Origin of the sequence: Aurantiacibacter gilvus (genome assembly GCF_038289935.1) — a bacterium.
In the GTDB taxonomy this organism is placed as follows: domain Bacteria; phylum Pseudomonadota; class Alphaproteobacteria; order Sphingomonadales; family Sphingomonadaceae; genus Alteraurantiacibacter; species Alteraurantiacibacter gilvus.
Map to the genome: position 1 here is coordinate 242276 of NZ_JBBYHV010000001.1, position 25697 is coordinate 267972.

Here is a 25697-nt window from a genome sequence, read left to right on the forward strand (position 1 = left end):
CGGGTCTATTCTGGCGCGCTGCACAACTCGTTCGAAGGAATGAAACATGACACAATATGGCAAGATCAAGAGCTACGACAGCAACAAGGGTTCGGGGATGATTACCCCGGAAAAGGGCGGCGATGCCCTGCCCTTTGGCAAGACTGACCTGCAACAGCAGGCCCAGGAACCCAAGGTCGACCAGCGCTACGGTTTCGAAACCAAGCAGGCCGACGGCGGCAACAAGTCTGCCGTGAACCTGCAGCACCAGCAGGGTGACAGCCAGCAGGAACAGTCCAGCAAGCAGCAGGGCTGATCTCGACGACCGGGCCGGGGGCTTATTGCTCCCGGCTCTCGGCCTCTTCTCCAATTTTCCGGGCTCGCACTCATGCCGATGAACAAGTTCCTCTACGATCACCAGCTGGCGGCCATGCAGGCCGACGGGTCCGGTCCGGTCGAACTGCGCAAGGGCGTGGACGATCAGGTCGGGGAGAAGGCCATGCGGATTGCCGACTGGCGCGAGGCGAACGGCCTCTCGAACCTGGGCTGGCCGCGCGACGAACGTCCGCAGAAGCCAGCAGGATCGAAGACATGACCGACGCGCCCGGACCAATTGCGCCCGATCAGCCGGGAACCGGTGCCTGGGAAAGCGAAGGCGGTGCCCTCAAGCCGAAACCCGCGGATGATCTGCCGGCAGGGATCATCGCGGTCACAGCAAACGAGTACCGGGTCGGGCAGTATCGCTACACCAACTTGGACGACGCATTGGCAGAGCAGCGCCGCCAATCGGCAGAATGAGCGAACCGCGTGCGAAGCATGCGGACAAGCGCGGCTCCCAGCCGCCGTCCATGAGAGAACTTCCGGAAAAGCCTTTCTTCGGCCCGGAAACGCCCCGGCTCGACCCGCCCCAAAGGCCTGCCATCAAGCCCTGGCGCTCCGTTGCCAAGGCCGTTTCATGGCGCGCGATTGGAACGCTCGACACGCTGATCCTGTCCTTTCTCCTGATAACCTATCTCGGACCGATCTTCGGAGCACCGGTGGCCACGACCGATGCGCTGGAGACAGCGGGGTACATTGCGATCACCGAGGTCGTGACCAAGTTCACCCTCTATTTCCTGCACGAACGGGCCTGGTCGCTCAGCGGCTGGGGCATCGTCTATCGCAAGGAACGGCATCGCGAGACGATGCGACGGACGACCATCAAGACCGGGCTATGGCGATTCATCGCTTCGCTCGACACCTTCGCTCTCGCGTGGTTCTTCACCGGGAGCGCGGCGACAGCCGTTTCGATTGGCGGTCTGGAGATTTTCACCAAGCTGGTGCTGTATTTCTTCCACGAGCGGATCTGGGCCCGCCTGCCGTTCGGGCTTGCAGAGCGGGGCCCGCAAGCGAAAGCGACGGGCTGACCTCGCCAAATGCGGTTGCTGACCGGGCGGCCGGATAGTGACTGGCAAGATTTCATGGGGCGCTGCGCACCAAGCCGTGCTATAGGTGTTTTCCTGGTCGCTAGCGACCAAGCCGCGGGCGACAACTCGGCCACGCCGAGACAATCCGGAATTACCCGCTATCTGCGCTGTGCCGGTCTTCAAATGAAAGTGGGCACTTATGGCCCCGCCACCCATATCAGCTTCCGACCCGGTAACCAGTCTTGCCGAGGCAATGGTCGTGAACTCCGATACGCCTCTGATCATGCTGGATGAAGACCTCACCGTCATCGCCGCCAGCCTGTCGTTTTGCCGCGCCTTCGGGCTGGACTGCGCAAAGCTGACGGGCAAGTCCATCCTTACGATGGGCGATGGCGAATGGGACGTGACACGCTTGCGATCGCTCTTGCGCGCGACGACTTCGGGCGGTGCCGATATCGACGACTATGAAATGCTGCTTCGCGCTGCGGATGGCCGCACGGAACGTTCTCTCAAGCTCTCTGCACACAGGCTCGAATATCAAGGTGCGCGAGACCTTCGCCTGCTCCTGACGGTTGTCGATATGACCGAAGCCGGGTTGTTGAGAAGGGAGATGGAGAGCCTTGTCGCCAACAACGTGCTGTTGATGCAGGAACTCCAGCATCGCGTGGCCAATAGCCTTCAGATCATCGCTTCGGTGTTGATGCAGTCGGCCCGCCGGGTGAGCAATGACGAGACCCGGAGCCACCTCCAGATGGCGCAGAACCGCGTTCTGTCGATTGCCACGATCCAGAAACAGCTTTCGCAGTCGGGATCAGCCGATGTCAAACTGCGCCCTTACCTGGAACAGCTTTGCGAGAGCATCGGCATTTCGATGATCGCGGACCCCGAGATCCTGACAATCGACGTCGATGTCATGGATGGGCGCGTAAGCTCGGCTGCTTCCGTGAGCCTGGGGTTGATCGTCACCGAACTGGTGATCAACGCGCTCAAGCACGCCTATCCCGTCGATCAGGGCGGGAGAATACTGGTTCGCTACACGAACAAGGGCCGCGACTGGACGTTGGCAGTCGAGGACGATGGCGTCGGCATGCCCCGCCTTGGCAAGCCCGCAGCCGTCGCGGGGCTGGGAACCAATATCGTTGAAGCACTGGCGCGGCAGTTGCAGGCCAAGGTCATCATGGCCGATGCAGAACCGGGAACGCGCATTTCAATCCAGCACGAAGACTCCGACAATCCGGGCGTCGAAGCGATGCCGACTGTGGCAGCACTTTAGCGAACGAACGACAGGTTCCTGGCGGCGCCGATGGCGCCCTGCATGCCAGACGGCAGGCCACAAAGCCGCCGGCTGACCGTCGCGGGGCATCCCTATCCCGACGCAAGCGCACCCACTCAGCCAAAAGCACTTTCGGCTGCATGCTTCGCAATGTCCTGCTGAAAGAGATGGTGCGCGACGCAGTCCGGAGCGGATGCGTCTCTACCCTGATTTCCCTGCTTTACAGGGAAGATACAGGGAATCTGGCATTTTTCGGCTGAAAGCCACCTCATCAAGGCGCTGCAAACCCGCAGGATTCCGCTATTTCCTGACCAGAATTCCCTGCGCGCGGAACAGGGAATTCAATTCGGCCCAGCAGGGAAGCTCAGCGCCGGTAACAGCGAATGCAAACGGCCGGATCAGCGATCACACCGGCATGACTTCCTCAGTTGACCGGAGCACCCGACGCCGGACTTATCCCCCGTTTGCTCACCTTCTGATCTTGATTTCCAGGCTGTTGTGTGAAAGCCTGCACGCTCCATCGCTGTGACAGCTGACGGAAAGGAAAGACAGATGACTACCACCTGCCAGGTGGTCGAACGCGATATCGATGCGCTTCGACCATATGCGCGCAACGCGCGGACCCACTCCAGGAAACAAGTAAAACAGATCGCCCGCTCGATTGAGCGCTTCGGGTTCACCAACCCGGTGCTCGTGTCCGATGATGGCGAGATCATCGCCGGACACGGCCGCGTCGAGGCAGCGAAGCTGATGGGTCGAAGGACCGTGCCGACCCTCGCCTTGTCGCACCTCACCGCAACCGAGCGGCGTGCTTATGTGCTCGCCGATAACAAGCTCGCACTCAATGCCGGCTGGGATCGCGAGACCCTGGCGATCGAGCTACAGGCGCTAGTCGACCTCGACTTCGAGATCGAGGATACAGGCTTCAGCCTGGCAGAAGTCGACTTCGCTCTCGACGAAGCTCGTGATGCGAGCACCGAAGGTCCTGCTGGTCCGGAAGACGCCGTGCCGGAAGTACAAGGAGCGCCGGTCAGCAAGTCGGGAGACCTGTGGCAACTGGGTCGTCACCGTTTGCTGTGCGGCGACACGCGCGATGCCGATGGGATGGACCGGCTCATGGATGGTGAGGCTGCAGATCTCGTGTTCACCGATCCGCCGTACAATGTCGCCATCGACGGCAATGTCTGCGGGCTCGGATCGGTCAAGCACCGCGAGTTCGCCTTCGCCTCGGGCGAGATGTCGGAAAGCCAGTTCACGCGCTTCCTGGTCGAGACCCTTGGCAACATTTCGCGTGTGATGCGAAGCGGCGCGATTGCCTTCGTTTGCATGGACTGGCGGCATATGGGCGAACTACTTGCTGCAGGCAGCGAGGTGTTCACCGAACTCAAGAATCTCGTCGTCTGGAACAAGACCAACGGCGGCATGGGTGCCTTCTATCGCTCCAAGCACGAGCTGGTCTTCGTCTTCAAGCAGGGGACTGCGCCGCACACCAATACGTTCGGGCTTGGCGACACCGGCCGCTATCGAACGAACGTCTGGGACTACGCCGGGATCAGCTCGATCGGTGCGAGCCGCGCTGATGAGCTGGCTATGCACCCCACCGTCAAGCCTGTGGCACTGATTGCCGATGCGATCCGTGATTGTTCGCGTCGCGGCGAGATCGTGCTCGACGGGTTCGGCGGCTCGGGTTCCACGCTGATCGCGGCGGAGAAGACCGGGCGGGCTGCGCGGCTGATCGAATACGATCCACTGTATTGCGATACGATCATCCGGCGCTGGCAGGACTACACCGGCAAGCGGGCTATTCTGGCAGGCTTTGATACTTGCTTCGAGGATGTCGCTGACGAACGGTGCGCCCTCCACGAGGCGGAGGCGGTTCAATGAGCAACGCAGACAAGGAGGCTTCCAACAACCTGCCGCAGCAATACCGCGTCGGTTACAAGCGGCCTCCCGCCGAGCATCGCTTCCGCAAAGGTCAGTCTGGCAACCCGCGGGGCCGGCCCAAGGGCTCTCGGAACCAGCCGAAGGTCGACACCGGCCACGGGATGCGCGCGGCCGAGGAATATCTCAAGCAGGAAGCCTATCGCACTGTCACGGTGCGCGAGGGTGAGAATTACATCGAACTGCCAGCCATCCAGGCGATATTCCGTGCCATGGGTGTCTCGGCCATGAAGGGTAACCGGTTTGCTCAGAAGGCGATGGCCGACTTGGTCACCAATTTGGAAAAGCGTGAAGCGCAGGACCGGTTCGAATTGTTCGGGAACATGGTGGAGTACAAGCACAAGTGGACCGAGGAAATCGAGCGATGCGAGCGGCTGGGCCGGCCCGTTCCAGAGCCCATCCCGCACCCCCACGACATAATCTTAAACCCTTCGAATGGCGGCGTTCGCATTGAGGGGCCCCAGACGCGGGAGCAGAAGCTCCGACTGGAGGAAGTCCTCCAGCGTCGCGCCGAAGCACAGGAAGAGGTATCCTACTTCGCCGAAAAATACCGGCGCTCGCGCAGCGAGAAGATGAAGGCCTTCTACCTTGACCACTGGCACTGGGAACAGCGCATGTTCGACATCATCAATGATGCGGTGCCCAAAAGATACAAGGCCAAGCTGGAGAACCGCTCATATCGTGAGGGTGCCTCGCGCGAAGGAAGTGCCCTCGAGGAGCTGTGTAAGGACCGCGAAATGCGAAGCGAGTATATCGGAGATTGATGGTCCGATTTGCGCCCTCATCTTGGTCATTCGTAGGCCTGATTGATGGGCCTGATAGCCGCCATAAAACAAACTCGCGCAATGACTTCGCGAGCGCTCATGCTCGAACCGTTGCCAGCCTATTTTGGAAAGCTGAGAAAAACCTCCTCCTCAAGGAAAAGGCCAGACTGGATCACATGCGCTTTCATCGCGGCGGGATCGGTTGAGTATCCGACAAGCGCCAAACCGGATTTGGCCCGGCTGCAGGTGACGTAAAACAGTCGTCGCGTGCGATCCAGCGATGAGTCATTGCCCTCTTCCGCATTCTTCAAATCGTTGGCGCTCGGAGCTTAGAGCTGTGTCGCCTGCCTGATAGCTTGCAAATGCGGCGTCTGCGCGCAAACCGATACAAGGCCCGCCGCTCGGCTGCCTTGGCCGAATGGCAGAGCCTCGTGGCCTGATCTTTGCACGACCAAGGGTTGGCTGCGTCGATCGGAGACGAGTTGCGATCAGGCTGACGGCACCGATCTATCGCAGTATTATCAATTATTATAGACACGTAGGTCACGCGTGATTGAGCGAACTTCCAAACGCTGAGCAACCAAGAACAATTTTGAGACAACGTTGTATTGACCTGAGGCAACGTTGTCTCTATCAAGCTGAGCAAATGCAAGACCGAGCGCGATTCCAATCGCGGAGGGGCAGGGAGAGAGAAATGAACGTCACCAAGGGATTATTGTTGTCTGCGTCGTCTGCGGTGCTGGCTTTCGCTTCACCGGCGATGGCGCAGGACCAACAGGAAGACGGAGAGACTTCGGGAACCTCCCCAGCAAGCGGCAACGCCATCGTCGTGACCGCCACGCTTCGCGAACAGACTTTGCAGGAAGTGCCGGTGGCCGTTTCGGTTGTGTCGGGTGACCTGCTCAACAGCACGGGCGTATCCGGCATCGACCAGATCACTGAAGCGGTGCCCAGTATTACCTTCACCAAGGGAAACAATGAATCCAACAGCTCGTTGAGCATTCGCGGCATCGGCACCAACGTGTTCTCTCCGGCGGTAGAACCTTCGGTTTCGGTGGTGTTCGATGGTGTGGTGATGGCGCGCTCCGGCCAGAGCTTCCAGGACTTCATCGATGTCGAACGCGTCGAGGTCCTGCGCGGGCCGCAGTCCACCCTGTTCGGCAAGAACTCCTCGGCCGGTGTGGTCTCGGTCACCACAGCTGATCCGAGCGACTACTTCACCGGTGATTTCGATGCGATGTACGCCGAAGGGAACGAGTACCAGATTCGCGGCACGGTTTCCGGTCCGCTCTCCGAAACGGTCGGCGTGCGCCTGAGCGCTTTCCACCGGTCTTTCGATGGTCTCTCCACCAACCTTTTCGATGGCTCGGACGCAAACGGGTACAACACTTGGGGCCTGCGCGGAAAGCTGCAGTTCGAACCAACCTCGGACCTGACCATCAGCCTGATCGGTGATTATCGCGATTACGAAGCCACGCCGACATTCGTGCTGCGCGGCTTTGATAATCCTGCAGCGAACACCCTTGTTGCGCCGCTCGAGCCTTCGCTCAGCAACATGGACATCAATGTCAATCTCAACCCGGAAAGCCTCTCGACGCAGGGTGGTGGCCAGTTGAATGTCGAGTACGTCTTCGGCAACGACATGACGCTGACGTCAATTTCGGCTTACCGCAACTGGCAGTTCGAGAACGAGCTTGATGTTGACGGTACGCCGCTGTCTGTCGGGCAGCCCCCGTTGCTTCCGTTTGCGTGGGAATCGAATTCCGGCCGCACCGATCTGGACCAGATCAGCCAGGAAATTCGCCTGGCGTCGCCCGATCTCGGTGGTTTCGATTTCCTGGTTGGCGCCTTTGCCTACCATCTCAACCTGGACCGCTATTTCCAGCGTCGCTGGGTCTTCTCGGGCCCAAACCCGCGCAGTGGCCAGTTCAACAGTACGACCGAGACCACCAACCTCGCCGCCTTTGTCAGCGGGAACGTTTACTTCGGCAATTTTAACCTGTTCGGTGGCCTTCGTGTGATCCACGAAGAGCTTGAATGGGATGTTCTCCGCGATCCGGCCAATGTCCTCGTTCCCGGCGATACGGCGCTTCCGGGCGCCGCTGGCCAAGCTGCGGACTTCTCAGGCTCCACCAGCGATACGGCGCTCACCGGCACGATTGGTATGCGGTACGACTTTGGTCCGGCCAACGCCTACGTTCGCTATTCGCGTGGCTACAAGGGGCAGGGCTTCAATGTCGCCTTTGCGTCACTCGAGGGCAGCCAACCGATCGACGCCGAAACCGTCGATGCCTTCGAAGTCGGTTTGAAGGTGGAGACCTATGACGGTGTGTTCTCCGTGAACGCCGCGGCATTCTACACCAAGTACGACAACTACCAGGCGCAAGCGCAGCGCCCGAACGACATCACTTTCGAACTCGCCAATGCTGGTGAAATTTCCACCCGCGGTATCGAGATCGAAGCGAGCCTGCAGCCATCTGACCTGACTTCAATCAGGTTTGGCGCCACACTGATGGATGCCCACATCAACAGCTTCCCGGGCGGGCCCTGCTTCCCCGGCCAGACCGAAGCACAAGGCTGCGTTGGCCGAGCGCAGGATCTCGCTGGCGCTCCTTTGCCCAATGCGCCGGACTTGCGCCTGACTGCATTCGCGCGGCAGTACATCCCCCTTGGCGATAGCGCGCCAGTCGACCTGTACGTGCAGACGAACCTGATCTACCAATCCGAAGTGCAGTGGAGCCTGAACCAGGATCCCCGCACCTTGCAGGATGGTTATGCCGTCGTGAACGGTGCCATCGGGATCGAGGACCGGGATGGCCGCTATTCGCTCAGCGTGTTCGTGCGAAACATTTTCGACCAGAACCAGCCTGCTTCGCTGTCGTACTCCACGACGGCTGGCGGTCGTTCGCTGGCGCAAGTGTGGCGTAACCAGGAACGCTACTTCGGCGTGCAGGGAAGCTTCAGCTTCTGATCGCGCCGCACATGGCGGTTGCCGCTCCCATTCGACCACCAGTTCGTTGAGGCGGTGGCGACCAACCAGTCGCCACCGCCTTGGCTTTTTCAGGAGGAGCAAATGGCTTTCGTCCGTTTCGCGATAACAGCGATATTGCTTTCAGCCCTGGCTGCTTCGCCTGCGATTGCGGGAGACGATGAACCGGCACGCCCCAATTTCCTGCTGATCGTCTTCGAGGACATGAGCCCTCACATCGGGGCCTATGGCGATCCGGTTGCGCAGACGCCGGTGCTGGATGCTTTTGCCAGTCAAGCGGTGCTTTTCGAAGCAGCTTTTACCACCGCTGGTGTGTGTGCACCCAGTCGGGCGGCCCTTGCCATGGGCGTGCCGCAACAGATGATTGGGGCTCAGCAGATGCGCGTTTCTTCGGGCGTCTTGCTCGAAGACGGGGCCCGACTGCCATACACCGCCGTCCCGCCTGCTTATGTGAAAGCCTACCCCGAGCTTCTGCGCAGGGCAGGCTACTACACCACCAACAATGGCAAGACCGACTACCAGCTCGATTTCAGTTTCCACGGTGGGCCTTTCACGATTTGGGATGATAGCGACGCCGCTCATCCCTGGCGGGGCAGGGCAGAAGGCCAGCCTTTCTTTGCTATGGTCAACATTATGGAGACGCATGAGAGTTGGACCTTCCCGCTCGATCTGCAACCCGATGCCCATCCGATGGCCGCCCGGCTTGGCGCGCAGCTGCGCGAAGCCTTGACTGGCCGTCCGCCGGTGCACGATCCGGACGACGTGGAGGTGCCGCCCTTCCTGCCCGACACGCCATTAGTACGTGCCGAACTCGCGCAGATGCTCGACAACATCCATTATTATGAAAGAACCGTGGCGCAGCTGCTGGCCGAGCTTGAGCAGGATGGCCTTGCGGAGAATACCATTGTCATCGTTACCACGGACCACGGAGACGGGATTCCGCGCGCCAAGCGTTCGCTTTACGACAGCGGTCTGCATGTTCCGCTGATGGTCCGCTGGCCAGATGGCAGGGGGGCTGGAACCCGCGATGGCCAGCTTGTGAGCTTTGTCGATGTCGCGCCGACAATCTTGCAACTCGCCGGCGAGGAGGTGCCCGACTGGATGGCCGGACGGGTATTCCTGGGCCCGGCAGCCGGGCTGGAACGCGGGTATGTCTACGCTGCGATGGACAGGCATGATTCTCAGCCAGACTTTGCGCGGGCAGTGCGGGACCACCGGTGGAAATACATCCGCAATTTCGAACGGGGCAGGCCGTTCTTCCGCCACCTGGCATTCCGCGACATGCAGCGATCGATGCAGGAGTTGTGGCGGCTGAATGACGCGGGCCAGTTGCCGCCGCGCATAGCGCAGTACTTCTACTCACCTCGACCCGAAGAGGAACTGTTCGACACTTGGGCTGATCCGCACGAGATGACCAACCTGGCGCAGGACCAAAGGTATGCCCGTGTCTTGCAAAGGATGCGCGCTGCGCTGGCTCGCTACCAGGACAGGTTCGTGGATCAGTCCACTGACGGAGAGCTGGCGATGGTGCAGCGCATGTGGCCGCAAATGGAGCAGCCGCTTACTCTTCCGCCCGAGGTCACCCGGTTGGAATCGGGTTTGTTTGAACTGGAATCGCCAACGTCCGGAGCCTCCATTGGTTACCGCGTGGATGGCGGCGGCTGGCAGCTTTACGTCGATCCCGTCGTGCTTGGTACGGGACAAGTACTTGAGGCGAAGGCCGTGCGCTACGGTTTCGCGGAGAGTTCTGTCACGCAGGTGGTTGGCGAGTAGGCCCTCCCGAGCAAAGCATCGGCAGCCTTAGTGCAGGCTGGTGGTTTCAACCTTGTGAACCGTGTTCGTGCGACCGGCAGTAAAGGCGAAGGCGCACAGCATCACGTAGCAGGCCGCTGGAGCCAGGAATGCCATTGCCAATCCCGCGCCATCCGCGATGGTGCCAGCCAGAGGTGGCACGACAGCCCCACCGACGATGGCCGTACACAGCAGGCCGGAAGTCGCTTCCGCGCTGGCGCTTGAGCGTTCGAGGGTCAGCGTAAAGATGACAGGGAACATGATGGAGTTGAACAGGCCGATGGCAAGCGCCACAAAGCCCGCGCCAACGCCTCCGACAAGCACAACGTAAAGGCACATCAGCGCTGCAATCGCGGTAAAGGCGAAGAGCAGTGGCGCGGCGCGAAACCGTGCCAGCAGGACAGAACCAACTGCCCTGCCAACCATTGCACCGCCCCAATAGAACGACACGGCCTTACCGGCCTCCTGCAAGGAAACGCCCGGGACACCGTCGCTGCCCATGGCGGTGCCAAGGAAGGGTACGGAAAAGGCGGCGTCTGAACTCCCCCATATGTCACCCGAATTGAGGAACAGCGCCAACTGCGTCCCAATTGCGACTTCGGCACCTACGTAAAGGAAGATCGCCAAGGCACCGAACAGGGCCCAACGCGACGAGAGAGTATCGCGCAGCATTGTCGTAGTCCCGCGTGCCGGGGGTGCAGCAGGTGCTGCCCTGCTCACGGTCTTGCGGCTGAAAAAGAAGAAGATCAGCAACAGGGCGAGAAGGCCGCAGATCCAGAAATAGGCCTTGTCGATTCCTGCCAGGGCCGCGTCGCGCGCTTCGGGTGTGATCGCAGCGCCTTCCGCCACTTCTACGCCCTCCAGAAACAGCACGGCGCCAATGAACGGACCTATGAAAGTGCCGAAGCTGTTGAAGGTTTGCGACAGGGTAAGCCGGAAATGGCTGCCTTCGGGTGAGCCAAGGTTTGCCGCGAGCGGATTTGCCGCCACCTGCAAGACGGTGATCCCGCTGGCGAGGACGAACAGTCCCAGAAGCACCAGCATGTATTCCGCCAGGTTGGCGGCCACCAGCATCACCAGGCATCCGGCGATCATCATGGCCAGAGCCAGCAGAATCGCCCGCGCTGCGCGCAGGCGAGAAATCAGCGCAGCCGCCGGGAAGGATACGAAGCCATAGGCGATGAAGAAGGCCGAGGCCGAGAGCTGGGCTTGCAGGTTGGAAAGGGTGAATATGCCTTTCACAGCCGCGACCAGCGGATCGATCAGCGAGGTGATGAAACCCCAAGCAAAGAACAAGGTCGTAACGGCGATAAAGGCCGTGCGCACGATTCTTCCTTCGGCACGATCGGTCATGCGTTCATCCTTCCTGGGGTTGCTCTTCGGCCTTTGCCGATCGGGAGTTTCTAGATGCCCGCGCCGAAGGGATAGAGCGGATTGGCACTGTCGTCTGGTGCAGCGGGATCTTGCGCCCTGACAGCTTCCATTGACCTCGGTAGCTCAAATGGCAAGCGGCCACGGGCCGTCGCACGCCCAAGGATTACGTCGAGCACGGCAGCATCGCTGGCGCCGAAATTCGCCAGGATCACGTCGGTGATCGGCAGGACGTCGGTCAGGACGGCTGGCCGATCGAGGAAGATCGCCAGGATCGTGGGTACATCCGCCGCCGATGCTTCATCCAAAGCATCGTAGGCCGGATCGCCGAGCTCAAAGTTCAGTCGCCCTTCCTTGTAGCGGCTGCCGAAGAAATGGTTGGGATGAAGCAGTTCGGAAGGGGTGTCGGCGCGCACGATTGCAAAATCCGCGTCCGAGACATCGTCCACGACCTGCAGGCCGGCGGCGGTCGCAGCCTCCGGAGTCATCCCGTGCAGCCACACCTTCGTGCCGGCCGCGAAGGGCAGCGCGTCACCTTCGTTGCGCAGCAGTACCTGGGCCTCGCGCTGGACGCGGTCAGCCATCGCAACATCGTCCGCCCGGCCAATGGCTTCAGCGGTTGCCGCCGGATCGACATAGGGATTTTCGAACAGGCCCAGCTCGAATTTCGCGGTCAGGACGCGGATGACGGACTGATCCAGCCGCGCTGTATCGATCTCGCCTGCTTCGATTGCGGCGAGCAGGGGTTCAACATCGTCGGTGCCGCCAAACTGGTCAATTCCCGCCTGCAACCCTTTGACGTAGCGTTCTCGCACAGTCAGGTCTTCCACGCCCCAGGGGGTCGCGATGTCCTGTGGGCGTTGCGGCTCCACATCGGTGGGGTTCATGCAGCGCTCGTTGCAGTCGCGGGTGATGGCCCAGTCGGACAAGATGATCCCCTGATAGCCCAGTTCCCCGCGCAGCAATCCTTCCAGCAATTGCTCGTTGAAGCCGGGTCCCACGGCTTCTAGCGTTTCGCCGTCCACCTCTGCATCGCGCAGGATGGGGTAGGCTGGCATGATGCCGGCACTTCTGGCTTCAATCGCGCCTTCGAACGCGGCGATGTGCTGGTCGAGGTGGTCACCCGGCTCGGCAAAGCGGCCGTAGTAATTGTGCGCCTCGAAGCCTTCGGGCTGGGCGCCGTAACCGACCCAGTGCTTGACCACCGTCATCACGCCATCAGGCTGCAGGCCATCGGCACTGCCTTGGAAGGACTCGACATAGGCACCGCCAAGTTCGCTGCTGAGCTGCGCCTGGCTGCCGAAAGTGCCGCTGCCGCGCGGCCAGCGCGGTTCGGTCAAGAGGTCGAGCTGCGGTGAGAGCGCCATGTGGATGCCCAGTGCCCGATATTCCCGCCGCGCAATCTGACCGAATTCGCGGACCAGATCCGGATCACGCAGGGCGGCAAAGCCGAGCAATTCTGGCCATTGCGTCGTCCCGCTGCCTGCCTCCGCCGCGCCGAGGACATAGCTGAAATGGTTGCGCGGATCGGTGCTGATCGTCAGCGGAATGCCAAGACGACCGGAAGCTGCAAGTTCCTGCGCCGCGTTGTTCTGTTCGGCAAGTTCCGCCGGAGCGAGTGTCAGGCGCGTTATGAAGCTGGTAACGTGCCGGTCGAGCGTCAGTTCGCCAAGTTGCTCAAGGTCATAGCTTTCGGCTCGGCCCAGCTGACCGCCAAGGCCCGGCATTGTCGAGTGCATGAGAGTGCCAACCTTCTCGGCAGTCGTCATCCGGCCGGCGAGATCCGCAGCGCGCTCGGCAGCAGGTAAGCGCCAGTCCTCGTATGCGGCCAGCTGGCCGTCACCATCAGCGTCGCGAAACTGCAGGCCATCAACCGAGATGGCAATCTTCACGCGAAGCCCAAGTTCCGGCTGTGTCGGTTCGTCGAAACCAATGCCGCAGCTGGTCAGAGTGAAGGCTCCGGTCAAGGTGAGGATTGACACGGCAAGACTGGGTGTTTTCATTTCACGTTTCCTGGTTTCTTGAAGCGCCGCGGCAGCGTCAGGATGGCATTGCGTCGTAGACAAGGCGAAAGCCGACATTGCTGGCGCCCATGCCGGGGTCGCGGCCCTGGCGAGCAGCAGGACGATAGCGCTGGCAATAGTTTGGGGCGCACAGGTAGCTGCCGCCCTTCATAACCCTGCTGGTGAATCCCGGATTGAGCGGGTCGAAGGCCTGGTTCTCACTCGGTCCGCGGGGATTATCGGTATCGGCAGGATCGTGGCCGGGGCGGAAAAGGTCCGATGTCACTTCCCAGACATTGCCCACCATGTCGTAGAGCCCATTCGGATTGGGGGCATAGCAGCCAACCGGTGCGATGCCGCTGAAGCCGTCAGTTTCCTGGTTGACCGCCGGGAAGACGCCTTGCCAGCTATTGGCCTCCTCTGGCTGTTCCGTCGATGCCGGCTGTCCGGCAGAAGCGGCGTATTCCCACTCGGCTTCTGTCGGCAGGCGTCCGCCTTTCCAATCAGCGTAAGCCTGCATATCCTCCCAGCCAAGGTGGACAACGGGTTCGTCGGGTTGTGCTTCAGTGCCGTCTGGGCCGTAGGGTCGCATCCAGTTTGCACCAGGCACGTATTCCCACCAGTCAGAGTAGTTGTTGGAAGGCCTTTCGGGCGGTGTGAAAACCGCCGAACCGGGCAGGAGAAGTTCCGGAGGGATCTGGTCTTCAGGCACGCCGAACAGAGCCGGATCCACAGGCTTTTCGGCCTGGGTTACGTAGCCTGTCGCTTCAACAAAGGCAGCGAACTGCCGATTGGTGACTTCGTGCGGATCAATCCAGAACCCGTCGACCGTGGTTTGCCGGACAGGCCCTTCTTCGGCGTAGATGTCGTCCTGGCCCATGGCGAAGGAGCCACCCTCCAGGCGCACCGGGGTGTCTTCGATTTGCGCGCAAGTCCGCGCAACAACAGAAGCTTCGACCGGAGCATCGTCTTGGCGGTCACAGGCCGGAAGGCCCAGGCCCAGGCCGAGGGCGATTAGGATGATCGGGGCTTTGCACGGGGTGTTCATGGCTGCTTACCTGTCTGCTTCCAGTTGCGGACCTAGCGGCAGATTGGGGTCTTCCGGATAGATACCGCCACGATCAACTGCCATCGGGGCGATCTCCGCGCTCATTTCATGCGCGAGTGCAAGCAGCCGCTCGTATTCTTCCGCGTAGCGATTGGCGACGTCATAGCGTTCTTGCGGATCAGCCAGCATGTCGAACAACTTGGGTGCGGTGAAGCGCTCGAAATCGATCAGCGATGCGCGATAATACTCGCTCAGCTGCAATTTGAAGCGGGGGCTGCGAACTGCGGCCAGACCGTTGTTGTTGATGAAATAGAGCACCTCGTGCGGCGTTTCGGCACCTTCCGTCCACATTGCCGTGACGTCGCGCCCGTCGATTATGCGGTCCTGCGGAATTTCAGCCCCGGCCAGTCGGGCAAAGCTGGGCAGGAGATCGATCGCCATGCTCATCCCGTTGTTGTGCGTTCCCGGTGCAACGGCAGCAGGCCAGCGCAGGAGGAAGGGAACGCGGTACCCGCCTTCGTTGGTATCCCCCTTGCGGCCCCTGAGCGGACCGCTGCTGCCCTGGAACCACGGACCGTTGTCGCTGGTGAAGATGACAAGGGTGTTATCCCGCAACCCGTGTTCATCCAGGGCGGCGATTATCCGGCCTACCGAATCGTCAATCGTCTCGACGGTGTCCCCGTAGTCGCCTGCAGGGCCGCTTCGGCCCCTGTTCTCGGGCGGGAAGAATAGCGGGCGGTGCGGAAAGTTGCTGGCATAGTAGAGGAAGAACGGCTCCCCCGCATGGGCTGCGATGAAGCGCTCGGCTTCGGTGGCGTAGGTGTCTTCCAGGGTGGTCTGATCGATGGCGAACGAGACCAGGTCGGTTCCCCGATAAAGACTGAAAGGCTCCATGTCGTTGGAGTAGGGAACGCCAAGAAAGCTTTCGAAGCCCTGTTGCGTCGGCCAGTGATCGATGCGGTGGCCAAGATGCCACTTTCCGATCATGCCGGTGGCATAGCCGTTGTCCCGCAGCATCTCCGCGATCGTGATCTCTTCTGCCGGAAGGCCCCAATCGGAGTTCGGTCGCGTGACGAACTGCATGCCCGATCTCGGAGCGTAACGACCGGTCAGCAATGCTGCGCGGCTGGGGGTGCAGACGTTGGACCCGGCATAGAACTGGCTCATCACCAGGCCATCGCTGGCGATAGAATCGATGTTCGGCGTTTCGATGTATTCCGCGCCAAATGAAGACAGGTCACCCCAGCCAAGGTCATCGGCGAAAATGACGACTATGTTGGGCCGCGGGGCAGCAGGCGCCTCTTGCGCCGAAGCGGTGAATCCAATGGGGAGCAGAGCCAGCGCAAGGCCGACTAAGGCAGGCAGAAATCCGCTAGGCTTCCAGTTGTGCAACATGCCTTCACTTTCATCCGCTGCGCTTTCGCGCTGTCCCAATTTCCGGGCCATATGCTCTCGCGATGGCCTCTTGTAATCAGATCGGCTATAGACAACGTTGTCTCTAGTCAATACACATGGAGTGTGCTCAACGTGTCTTCGGAATGTTGACGACGTAAAGCAGACGTGGTCGCGCACAAGGCGATACGGATGCGAAGAAGAGGTGGGATGATGCCAAGGATCACGATCAAGGACATTGCAAAGCACGCCGGTGTCTCTTTCAAGACGGTCTCGCGCGTCATCAATAAGAATCCCAGCGTCGGTGGTGAACTGCGAGAGAAGGTCGAGGCGTCGATGATGGCGCTCGATTACCGGCCCAATCGGGCTGCTAGCCTGCTTAGGGGTGGCAAGTCTTATACCATCGGCCTGATCCTCGGGCCGCTTACTGGCTATCTGGAGCCCGGATCTGGTCGCTCAGTCCCCACATACATCACAGACGTCATCACCGGACTCCTGCAGTCATGCAACCAGGCAGGCTATCACTTGCTTATTGAACCCGTGACTGAAGATCAGCTTGAGGCCGGGGTGGATGCTGTCGATGCCTTGCTGGAAGACACGACCCTCGACGGGCTCGTACTGGTGCCGCCGCTGTGTGACCGCTTGTGGCTGGTCGATCATCTCGTGAACAAGCGGATGCCGTGTGTCAGGGTGAATCCCGGTAAGGCCCACGAGCGCACTATCTCGATCGGTCTCGACAACAATGCAGTGGGCGCGGACATTGCTGATTATGTCTTGCGACATAACCATCGCCAGATCGGCTATATCGCGGGTCCGGCCAACCATGGTTCTCACGATCTGCGCTGGCAAAGCTTCGCGGGCAGGATGCGCGAATGCCCGGATGTCGTACTACAAGAGATGCCGGGCGACTTTACCTTCGACAGCGGCTGGTCTGCGGCCTCCCGGTTGCTGGACGGATCCGAGGGGCCACGGCCAACAGCCATTTTTGCCGCCAACGACGAAATGGCTGCCGGTGTCATCGCCTATGCAAAAAGCACCGGCCTCGAATTGCCGGGCGATCTCAGCGTGATCGGGTTTGGCGACCTGGCCGTTGCATCTCAGTGCTATCCTCGCCTTACGACAGTGCGCCAGCCTACAATCGAGATCAGTCGGGATGCGGCGACGGAAGTGATCAATTCTGTCGCCAACCACGAGATGTCCGAAGGCAAGGTGATCAACCATCCCTACCGTTTTGTCGAACGTGATTCATTCGCCGCGATCTGACATCGCTGTTGGAACAGATAATAAATTCAAGAGGATGTCATGAAGTTTGCACCTAAAGCCAAGGCCTTCTTGGCGGGACTGGCGACATTGATAAGCGCCTGCGCCTACCCGGCCGGTGCCGAGAAAGCGGTGCCCGAGATCGTGCCGGTTGCCGCGAACCAACCGCGTAACATCATCTTCATCCTCGTTGACGACCTGCGTTTCGATGGCATGGGCTTTCTCCAGTCCCAAGTGCAGACCCCCGCCATCGACCGCTTGGCGCGCGGCGGCACCTACATGCCCAATACGTTGGTCACCTCGTCCCTGTGCAGCCCGAGCCGGGCAACGATCCTGACGGGCATGACCGCGCGCAATCACGGCATCGTCGACAACAATGATTCCAGCGAAGAAGGCCTGACCTTCTTTCCCGCCTACCTGCAACAAGCCGGCTACAGCACCGCCTTTGTCGGCAAGTGGCACATGGGCGATACGACCGACGCACCCAGGGCCGGGTTCGACAGGTGGGTAAGTTTCAGGGGGCAGGGCAGCTACTATCCTGACCCCAACCCTGAACCTGGACGAGAAACCACCCTCAATGTGGATGGTGAGGTTGTTCCGCAGCGCGGCTACATAACCGATGAACTAACAGACTACGCCATCGACTGGCTGGAGACAGGCAGGGACCCTGACCGCCCCTTCATGCTCTACCTGAGCCACAAGGCAGTCCATTCCGACCCGCTGCCGGCGCCGCGTCATGCCGGGCAATATGACGGCGTCGACTTCGATCTTCCCGCGAGCGCGGCCAATACGCCCGAGAACTACGAGGGCAAGCCGCTGTGGGTCTATAACCAGCGCAACACGTGGCACGGGATCGACTTCTTCTACAATTCCGACATGTCGATGCAGGAGTACCTGCGCTACTACTACGCTACGCTTTCTGCGGTGGATGACAGCGTCGCGCGGGTACTCGCCTACCTTGAGGCCAACGGTCTCGAGGACGACACGCTCATCGTCTTTACTTCCGACAATGGCTACCTGATCGGCGATCACGGACTCATCGACAAGCGGAATGCCTACCAGCCTTCTGTGCAGGTCCCGATGCTCGTCTATGCGCCGGGTGCGGTTCCCGCAGGCGTCGTCAACAACGGCCGTATTCGCAATCTCGATTTTGCGCCGACCTTCCTCTCGCTTGCCGGGGTAGAACTGCCGCCGCAGTTCGAAGGTCACAACGCGTGGCCATTGATAAGCGGAGCGATCACGGATGACCAGTGGCAGCCGGACGATTTCATTTACGAGTACTACTGGGAATGGACCTTCCCGATGACGCCGGGGACCTTCGCCATCATCCGGGATAACCTCAAGTACATCCAGTATTACGGGGTCTACGATATCGAGGAGCTCTATAACCTGGAAGATGATCCGGAGGAGATGCACAATCTCATCGACGATCCCGCCTACCTCGAAGCCAGAATCGAACTGCGACAGGCCCTCTTCGACCAGCTGGCCGACGATGAAGGGCGCCATGTCATCCCTTACACTCGTCGGTATTCGCGCGGCAGCGTTCGCCGAATGGAAGGTGGCACGAGGGCGGCCGATTTCCCGGACAGCTGGTACGTCGAGCCGAACCGCCTCGACCGGCTTGATGATATCTTTCCCGATAGCCCTGAGAAGCAGGAAGCCCACGAGCAGGGAGAAGCCTACCGGGAGTTTCCTGTCCTGGGCACCGGCTCCAACAGCGTGGCAGGTGCAAGCGGGCGGGCCGACTGACGATGGCGGCTTGCTTGCCCGGGCGAGGCACGGTCAGTCTCCGGAAGCTGCGCACGCTTATACTGGGTGCGTGGGCTGCAATGCTGTCGATTTCGCCGGTGACGGCCCAGTCGCCAGAAGGTGCCGAACCTGTGCGTCCCAATGTGATCGTGATCCTGGCGGATGATGTCGGAGTGGAGGCCTTTCGTGCATACGGTGGAGAGCACGATACGCCCAACATCGATCGCTTGGTGCGGGAAGGAGTGACCTTTGATCACGCCTTCTCCACTCCACTGTGTTCGCCCAGTCGGACCCGGCTGATGACCGGGATGGAGAATGCGCGGAACTACGAGGCCTTCGCCTATCTCGGACCGGAGCAGCGCACCTTTGGCAACCTGTTCAGTGAAGCCGGCTATGCCACCGCCATTGTCGGGAAATGGCAGTTGGGCGGCAACGGTTTCGATGGCCGGACGGGTATCACACCCACACAGGCCGGTTTTGAGGAATCCCTGGTCTGGCAGTTGGAGCCCGGCCCGCAGAAGGGATCGCGCTATTGGGGGGCAACTCACTGGCAGGACGGCGGCTGGACCATCCACGAGGATGGTTTCGGCTCGGATTTCCTGAATGACTACGCGCTCTCGTTCCTGGACCAGAACGCGGATGGCCCGTTTTTCCTCTATTATCCGATGGTGCTGGTGCACGATCCCTTCGTGACCACGCCGGCAGAACGCGTGGGCGGCAACGAGCAACAGAACTTCGGTGCCATGATGCGATATATGGATCGCATGGTCGGGCGCTTGCTGGACAGGCTGGATGCCTTGGACCTGACAGACAACACACTCGTTATCTTCACTGCTGATAACGGCACTAACAGGCGCATTTTCTCGCAGCGCAATGGCGAGACCATCAGGGGCGGGAAGGGGCAGCCGACGCTTACCGGGACGCACGTCCCGCTGATGATGCGTTGGCCAGGTACGATCCCGGCAGGCGAGAGGCGATCCGGACTGTTCGACTTCATCGACGTGCTGCCTACGATTGCCGAGGCGGCTTCTTTGCCAGTGTCGTCGGAAGTCGATGGGGTTAGCCAAATGGCAGTGGCACAAGGCCAGGCTGATGCGGCGCGCGACACCATTTTCCAGCACTACGCACCTGGCTGGGTCTGGCCTGCAACGCGCTTTGTCTTTGACCTGGAGAGAGAGCTCTATGACGATGGCCGTTATGTTACGCTCGACTTTTCCAACGGTGCGGAGATCGAGCTGGACCGGCAGTCGCTTTCTGTCGGCGATCGCGAGCGCCTCGCCCGCTTCGAAGCAATCCTGGCCGAGGACAGGGTGCCGCTTGATCCGACGCGTTACCCTTGGTGCGTCGGCGAGGAGCCGCGCGTGGCTGGCGAAGATCCGGTTCAGGTAGGCTGTAATAGCACTCCAGGCGGGCGGGCTGATTGAGCAGACAGGACCGCTAAACATTCCCGGCCGTTCGCGCGACGTTGTGCGACATCAGGGGCGTCAGTCCCGTTAGCAATACGATCAAGGCAGCTGCCGACCCGGTGGCCGTGACGATTGCAAGCGACAGCGGAAGTTGCTGCGGATCCGCGAAGATGAGATCGGTCGTCATAGCCACTGCAATCGGGGCCAGGGCGCCCCCGATCAGGTTGAAGGCGATCCCGGCGACGGCCACCAGGCGCGCGCGTTGTCTATCCGGCGCGAGGTTGAGCAGGATCGAATAGCCCACCGATACAATAATCCCGCCGAGCAGAGATCGACAAAAGAACAGTGCCAGGCAGGCATGGGGTGAAGCAACTAGCGGCAGCGCTATCGCCAGCGGAGCCGAGACAATTGCAGCTATGATCAGCAGCAGGACCTGCGGCTTTCTCACACTGGCAAGGCGGCCCAGCCTATCGACCAGGAAACCGCTGCCCAGGGCGCCCAGAAGCCCGGCGGCAATTACGATGACACCCGACCAAAGTCCGATATCCTCAATCGTCCATCCGTGTTTTCGCAGGAACAGCGAAGGTAGCCATGATCCGATTGCCGTTGCGACAAATACCAGCGAGGTAATCGCCAGCATCACCCGTAGGTAATTCGAAGGCCGCGATAGCAAGAAATCAAGGATCGGCTTCAGCGGTAGTCGTTGCCTGTCCCGTTGAGCGCTTCGAACGGGATCGGATTTTCGCAGGACGAGGGCTGCCAGTATGAACCCGGGCAACCCGACAATTAGATAGATGATCTTCCACCCGCTAAGGACAGGAAGCGGGCCAATCGCATAGGTCGAGAATGGATCGAATACGACAGCCAGGCCGCCTCCGACGAGCATGGATGCACCGACGCCGAAATAGATGCCGCTGGCAAAGACCCCCATTGGCCTGGCCAGCCTGGCGCCGGGAAATCGGTCGGCAAGCAATGATCCGGCTGCCGGCGTGACGCCAGACATGGCCGCCGCCGTGCCGATTCTGAGAGCCAGTAACAGGGCAAAGCTTGACGCTGCTGCAGCGAGGCTGGTCAACAAGCTCCATGCTGCCACGAAGATCCCCAGCAGGCGAAAGCGATCACCGTGATCCGAAAGATGTCCCAAGGGGTACGCGGCGCCGAAATAGCTCAGCGAAAAGGCTGCACCGATCAAAACCCCGATCATTGTGTCGGATACGCTGTATTCGATGCGAATGGGCTCGGCAAAAAGGGTGGTCAGCGAACGATGGAAAAACGCCATCGTCTGCACTGTGGCGAGCAACGCAACTGTCTTCCAGCCAGTGGAACGCATCGCCCCCATGTCCTCGCCCGCCCAGGTCCTCAGGTCCGTCGCAGGCGATGAGTCGCCTGTCGTATAACCAGGGATGTAGCGCCTTCCCGGGCCTCTGTCTCCGCCGTCCTAGGGATCGACGTAGGCTGTACAGGGTGTGCCCAGCGCAACCCGTGCGCCTTCGGGCTGGTAGAGGCAGTCGTTGTCCGGATCATAGCGAAGCGGCGGTCGGCGATCTTCGACATCGTCCGGAAGCAGGGCGCCAAGTTCGGCGACGACATCGCTGAAGGCAGGGTCGTCCGCCAGGTTGCGTGTCTCGTGCGGATCGACGGAATGGTCGAACAATTGCCTGCCCGCGCGCCCAGCTTCAAACTCGGCATAGTGCCAACGGGCTGTACGCACGCTCCTGCCGCTGACCTGCCCCATTAGGGTGGTCCACCGGTTAAGTTAGAGTTCCGGCGGTTATGGTCGCCCTGCTGGGCGGCCTGAAGCGTAGCGTAAGGCAGTCTAGCAGGGCGAGGCAAGATCGTTTGTGGTGCTGGCGGCTTGTAGCCGAGCGATGAGTGTGGTCGAACAGTGTTGTAATGGATACGCCAGCGCTCGATCAGGATGACCGCTTCCTTAAGGGTGTAGAAGATCTCGCCGTTGAGCAGTTCGTCCCTGAGCTTGCCGTTAAAGCTCTCATTGTACCCGTTCTCCCACGGTGATCCTGGCTCGATGTAAAGCGTCTTCACGCCGATCCTACCGAGCCAGTCGCGCACCGCATGGGCGGTAAACTCTGCACCATTATCAGAGCGGATATGATCAGGTGGACCATGCCGCTGGAACAGTTCGGTGAGCACCGCCAGAACGTCATCGCTCTTCAGCTTGCGTTGAACATGGATCGCCAGGCACTGTCTGCTGTGCTCGTCGATCACAGTGAGCATGCGGAACGCCTTCCCGTCATGCGTGCGATCCATGACGAAGTCGTAGCTCCAGACGTGACCGGGATATTGCGGTCTCAGTCTGACGCAGGAACCGTCGTTAAACCACAGCCGCCCGCGCTTGGGCTGCTTCTGCGGCACTTTGAGCCCTTCACGACGCCAGATCCGCTCAAACCGCTTGGCGTTCACTAGCCAGCCCTCATTGCGCAGCAGCGCTGTGATCCGGCGATAGCCGTACCGGCCATATTGCTGGGCCAACCGGATAATCGCAGCAGTCAGCGGCTTCTCATCTGCTGGAGGCATTGGCAGCTTACGCTGGGTCGAGCGGTGCTGGCCAACGACCCGGCAGGCACGGCGCTCGGATACATCCAGCACCTCCTGTACATGATCGATGGCCAGCCGACGCCGTGCAGGGCTCAGTACTTTCCCTCAACGACCTCCTTCAGGATCAGAGCATCCAGTGTCAGGTCAGACACCGCTTTCCTCAGTCGCTGGTTCTCCTTCTCTAGATCCTTCAGTCGCCTTGCCTGGCTGACCTTCAGCCCACCATACTCACGTCGCCAGCGGTAGTAGCTCTGCTCCGAGATCCCTAGTGACCGGCTGATCGCACCAACCTTCTCTCCCTGCGACAGCCGAACCTCGGTTTCTCGCAGCATCGCAATAATCTGTTCTGGCGTGTATCTCTTCCGTGCCATTCATCAGCTCCTTCCAAGCCGTAAATAGCCGAAATCCCAACTCTCAGTGTGGCTCACTTTTCAGGGGGCAGGTCACTTTCCCAAAGACTTCCCAAATTGGTTGCCCAGCAACGCTACTATTCTACTTGTTGAAAGCATTTTGGCTCGGTTGCTGCGTGCTTTTCATCCCCTTCCAATTCACTTCCTGTGGGTTTGGAAAGTGGTCTTGTCTGCCAGCCGAATGTCCGCTGTTGGAGTTATGCCCGCGTCATTTCAACGTCTGGAACTGGGTGGAAAGCGGAAGTTCAGTTATCTGATCTTGTGTCCCGAACCGGTCCACTTGGCGACCACTTCTGCAGTCGGTTCTTCGCCTTGTCCGGCGGGACTTGGGCAATGGTGCACAGACAACACTGTTGCATAATTCTCGGCTCCGTCCCTTTGGATCATTACACGGTCGCCAGGTGAAGGTAGGGACAGAAAGTCAAAGGCGCCCCAGTCTTCGGACTCACCGCCCTTGGCCCGCACTACGATCAGGTTGCAGCAAACCATTTTCACCTCCATTTGGCTGCAACATATCAGATAGAAGCTCACAGCGCGCGGCTTTGGACCGTACGGGCCCGCTGGAGAGGAAGGATCACTCCAGTATCCTTCACCAAGACGATAGCCACACAGTTTGAGTGCGGTTCACAGGATTTGGGTGGAAAGCGGACATTGGATCTTTGCGAATCCAAACTCTCTGTCAGCGCCCAATTTGTCAGCCTCCGGCTTAAAGCCTACCCTGCCGCTTACGAGGGTTGATACGGAGGGACTCAACATGAAAATGTTACCGGCCTGCATGGCCATCTCAATTATAGGCGCAACAGCAGCTTGCAACGATACCGGCGGGACCGCTGGCGAAGAGGATCTTGCTCAAGCTGAAGGCGAAGCACTCGAAGGCGAGGCTGCACTTATCGCTAACGCTCTATCTGCCGGTCCGAATGACGTCATAGACGAAGCGACAGTCATCGACGGTGAGGGCAATGTCCTTCGCGAGGGAAGCAATGGTTGGACCTGCATACCGGAAACTCCGGGCATGGGCCCAATGTGCAATGACGGTACCTGGATGGAAGCTCTGGCTGCATTGCAAGCTGGTGAGGCATTCCCAACCGGTAAGTTTGGTGTGTCTTACATGCTCACAGGCGAAGGAAATGCGCCTGGCGTAAGCAATCTCGACCCGGCAGCCACAGAGCCAACCGAAGACAACATGTGGATCAAGGATGGGCCGCACATGATGATAATCCTTCCCGATCCTTCAATGTATTCGGATATGTCCAATGACGTAGACGACCCAGTCTACGTGATGTGGAAGGACACGCCATTTGCACATGTCATGATCCGCCTTGGGGATGCCGAAAGCAAGTAGGGTAAGGATCGTCGAGTTCGGAAATTGATGTCCGCTTTCGGGTCGGTTGCGGAATGTCTGGTTATGGTTGCCAAAGCGCAAAAAGCCGACGTTCTGTTAGCGACCCGGTAGCGGACGTTCATCACAAGCCGAGCGCGCTATTTGCATTTGTCTTGAGCCTTTCATCTTGCCCTTAGGCTAAGGAGGGCTAGGCTCTAGTGGGTCCAATTGGGGGGCTCTGAATGGCGAAATTGAAATGGTCAGGTAAAGTAGCAAGCGAGCGCCGCTTATTTCTGTGGTGCGCAATCTGGATGACTGCGGTTTCAGTCATCGGGTTCTTGCCGCCCACCATTGCACGCTTCGCCCTTCCCGAAGAGATTGGCTATGTTACACAAGACGTCGCGTTTCATGGCATTACGACATCTCTTTGGGTGTTAGTTTATCTCACTCAGACGATCCTGATCCGAAAACGTAACCCTGCTATTCATCGGAAAGTCGGGTTGTTCGCCACGATACTGCTTGGTCTCGTGCTGTATTCCGGCTTTCACATGCTCCTCGCGATGTTCACAAGCGGTGATAAAGACTTAGCCGAAGCCGCATTTAACATTTTGGGGATCGGCACGGCGGTGGCGCTTGCCGCGGCAGGAATCGCCATGCGCAAGGTGTCTTACTGGCACAAACGTCTGATGCTTGCAGGCACGGTCATCCTGACACGTGCATCGACCTCGCGATCCATAGGCATGGTTGAGATGGCAAGCGGACAACAACTGGAACTCAATTTCTACGGCCTGCAAGCGATTGTAGGCGCTCCACTTATTGCGTTGGTTATTCACGACTGGCTCGTGCACCGCAGATTGGTCCCAGCCTTGGTTGTAGCATCACCCTTTGTGGCTACATCCGTTCTTTATGTTCATCGCCCGCTCCTTGTCCACGATACAGGTGAGGCACTCTTGCGAACTCTCGCACCGATTTTCTGGGTATGACAACTCCCCGCCTCATCGGCGACCAAGATACCGGTCAAATATGAAGGAGAGAGAG

21 protein-coding genes are annotated in these 25697 nt (G+C 59.9%); 14 read left to right on the forward strand and 7 right to left on the reverse strand.

Translation table 11 applies throughout. From position 1 onward, the window contains the following. Positions 1-46 precede the first annotated feature (46 nt). The 9 genes from AAEO60_RS01180 (at position 47) to AAEO60_RS01220 (ending at position 10125) form a co-directional block, all read left to right on the forward strand. Positions 47-295 (forward strand): cold-shock protein, encoded by a 249-nt coding sequence (locus tag AAEO60_RS01180; RefSeq protein WP_341671809.1) that lies wholly within the window; start codon positions 47-49, stop codon positions 293-295. A gap of 78 nt (positions 296-373) precedes the next feature. Then, positions 374-574 (forward strand): hypothetical protein, encoded by a 201-nt coding sequence (locus AAEO60_RS01185; protein ID WP_341671810.1) that lies wholly within the window; start codon positions 374-376, stop codon positions 572-574. Then, entirely contained in the window at positions 571-777 is a 207-nt protein-coding gene (locus tag AAEO60_RS01190; protein ID WP_341671811.1) for a hypothetical protein, read from the forward strand. Before AAEO60_RS01185 ends, AAEO60_RS01190 begins: the two co-directional genes overlap by 4 nt. Next, positions 774-1385 carry a DUF2061 domain-containing protein gene (locus AAEO60_RS01195; RefSeq protein WP_341671812.1) on the forward strand — a complete coding sequence of 204 codons (612 nt, stop codon included), beginning with the start codon at positions 774-776 and terminating at the stop codon, positions 1383-1385. The genes AAEO60_RS01190 and AAEO60_RS01195 overlap by 4 nt, the downstream gene beginning before the upstream one ends. A gap of 253 nt (positions 1386-1638) precedes the next feature. After that, positions 1639-2658 (forward strand): sensor histidine kinase, encoded by a 1020-nt coding sequence (locus AAEO60_RS01200; protein ID WP_341671813.1) that lies wholly within the window; start codon positions 1639-1641, stop codon positions 2656-2658. Positions 2659-3210: 552 nt separating this feature from the next. Next, entirely contained in the window at positions 3211-4542 is a 1332-nt protein-coding gene (locus AAEO60_RS01205) for a site-specific DNA-methyltransferase (RefSeq protein WP_341671814.1), read from the forward strand. Continuing rightward, the gene (locus tag AAEO60_RS01210) at positions 4539-5363 is read left to right on the forward strand and encodes a DUF5681 domain-containing protein (protein ID WP_341671815.1); all 825 of its coding nucleotides are present in this window, start codon (positions 4539-4541) and stop codon (positions 5361-5363) included. The genes AAEO60_RS01205 and AAEO60_RS01210 overlap by 4 nt, the downstream gene beginning before the upstream one ends. A gap of 553 nt (positions 5364-5916) precedes the next feature. After that, entirely contained in the window at positions 5917-8334 is a 2418-nt protein-coding gene (locus AAEO60_RS01215) for a TonB-dependent receptor (RefSeq protein WP_341671816.1), read from the forward strand. Between the two features lie 54 nt (positions 8335-8388). Next, positions 8389-10125 carry a sulfatase family protein gene (locus AAEO60_RS01220; RefSeq protein ID WP_341671817.1) on the forward strand — a complete coding sequence of 579 codons (1737 nt, stop codon included), beginning with the start codon at positions 8389-8391 and terminating at the stop codon, positions 10123-10125. A gap of 27 nt (positions 10126-10152) precedes the next feature. Here AAEO60_RS01220 and AAEO60_RS01225 read toward each other — a convergent pair whose 3' ends face one another. From AAEO60_RS01225 to AAEO60_RS01240, 4 genes are read right to left on the reverse strand one after another with little or no spacing between them, the layout of a single operon-like run. Next, entirely contained in the window at positions 10153-11496 is a 1344-nt protein-coding gene (locus AAEO60_RS01225; protein ID WP_341671818.1) for an MFS transporter, read from the reverse strand. A 50-nt stretch (positions 11497-11546) separates the two neighbouring features. After that, a complete protein-coding gene (locus AAEO60_RS01230; protein WP_341671819.1) occupies positions 11547-13517 on the reverse strand; it encodes a glycoside hydrolase family 3 protein in 1971 nt (656 codons plus the stop codon). Positions 13518-13554: 37 nt separating this feature from the next. After that, positions 13555-14565, reverse strand: coding sequence for a formylglycine-generating enzyme family protein (locus AAEO60_RS01235; protein WP_341671820.1), 1011 nt, complete (start codon positions 14563-14565; stop codon positions 13555-13557). A gap of 6 nt (positions 14566-14571) precedes the next feature. After that, on the reverse strand, positions 14572-16137 hold the full coding sequence (locus AAEO60_RS01240) for a sulfatase family protein (RefSeq protein ID WP_341671821.1): 1566 nt from the start codon (positions 16135-16137) through the stop codon (positions 14572-14574). A gap of 30 nt (positions 16138-16167) precedes the next feature. Here AAEO60_RS01240 and AAEO60_RS01245 point away from each other — a divergent pair, with 30 nt between their 5' ends. The 3 genes from AAEO60_RS01245 (at position 16168) to AAEO60_RS01255 (ending at position 20390) form a co-directional block, all read left to right on the forward strand. Further along, on the forward strand, positions 16168-17220 hold the full coding sequence (locus AAEO60_RS01245; protein WP_341671822.1) for a LacI family DNA-binding transcriptional regulator: 1053 nt from the start codon (positions 16168-16170) through the stop codon (positions 17218-17220). A 39-nt stretch (positions 17221-17259) separates the two neighbouring features. Continuing rightward, complete coding sequence (locus AAEO60_RS01250; protein ID WP_341671823.1) at positions 17260-18966, forward strand: sulfatase family protein; 1707 nt, start codon at positions 17260-17262, stop codon at positions 18964-18966. 80 nt (positions 18967-19046) lie between these two features. Beyond that, positions 19047-20390 carry a sulfatase-like hydrolase/transferase gene (locus AAEO60_RS01255; RefSeq protein ID WP_341671824.1) on the forward strand — a complete coding sequence of 448 codons (1344 nt, stop codon included), beginning with the start codon at positions 19047-19049 and terminating at the stop codon, positions 20388-20390. 13 nt (positions 20391-20403) lie between these two features. Here AAEO60_RS01255 and AAEO60_RS01260 read toward each other — a convergent pair whose 3' ends face one another. From AAEO60_RS01260 to AAEO60_RS01270, 3 genes are all read right to left on the reverse strand, one after another. Then, a complete protein-coding gene (locus AAEO60_RS01260) occupies positions 20404-21702 on the reverse strand; it encodes an MFS transporter (RefSeq protein ID WP_341671825.1) in 1299 nt (432 codons plus the stop codon). Between the two features lie 108 nt (positions 21703-21810). Then, a complete protein-coding gene (locus tag AAEO60_RS01265) occupies positions 21811-22083 on the reverse strand; it encodes a hypothetical protein (protein WP_341671826.1) in 273 nt (90 codons plus the stop codon). A 23-nt stretch (positions 22084-22106) separates the two neighbouring features. Then, positions 22107-23299, reverse strand: a protein-coding gene (locus AAEO60_RS01270) for an IS3 family transposase (RefSeq protein WP_341671827.1) whose coding sequence is annotated in 2 segments (ribosomal slippage) — positions 22107-23035 and positions 23035-23299 — 1194 coding nt in all. Because the reading frame shifts where the segments join, the coding sequence is not laid out codon by codon here. A 793-nt stretch (positions 23300-24092) separates the two neighbouring features. Here AAEO60_RS01270 and AAEO60_RS01275 point away from each other — a divergent pair. Both AAEO60_RS01275 and AAEO60_RS01280 read left to right on the forward strand, forming a co-directional pair. After that, positions 24093-24680, forward strand: a complete 588-nt coding sequence (locus AAEO60_RS01275; protein WP_341671828.1) for a hypothetical protein — start codon at positions 24093-24095, stop codon at positions 24678-24680. Positions 24681-24901: 221 nt separating this feature from the next. Then, complete coding sequence (locus tag AAEO60_RS01280; protein ID WP_341671829.1) at positions 24902-25642, forward strand: hypothetical protein; 741 nt, start codon at positions 24902-24904, stop codon at positions 25640-25642. The last annotated feature ends 55 nt before the right edge of the window (positions 25643-25697 follow it).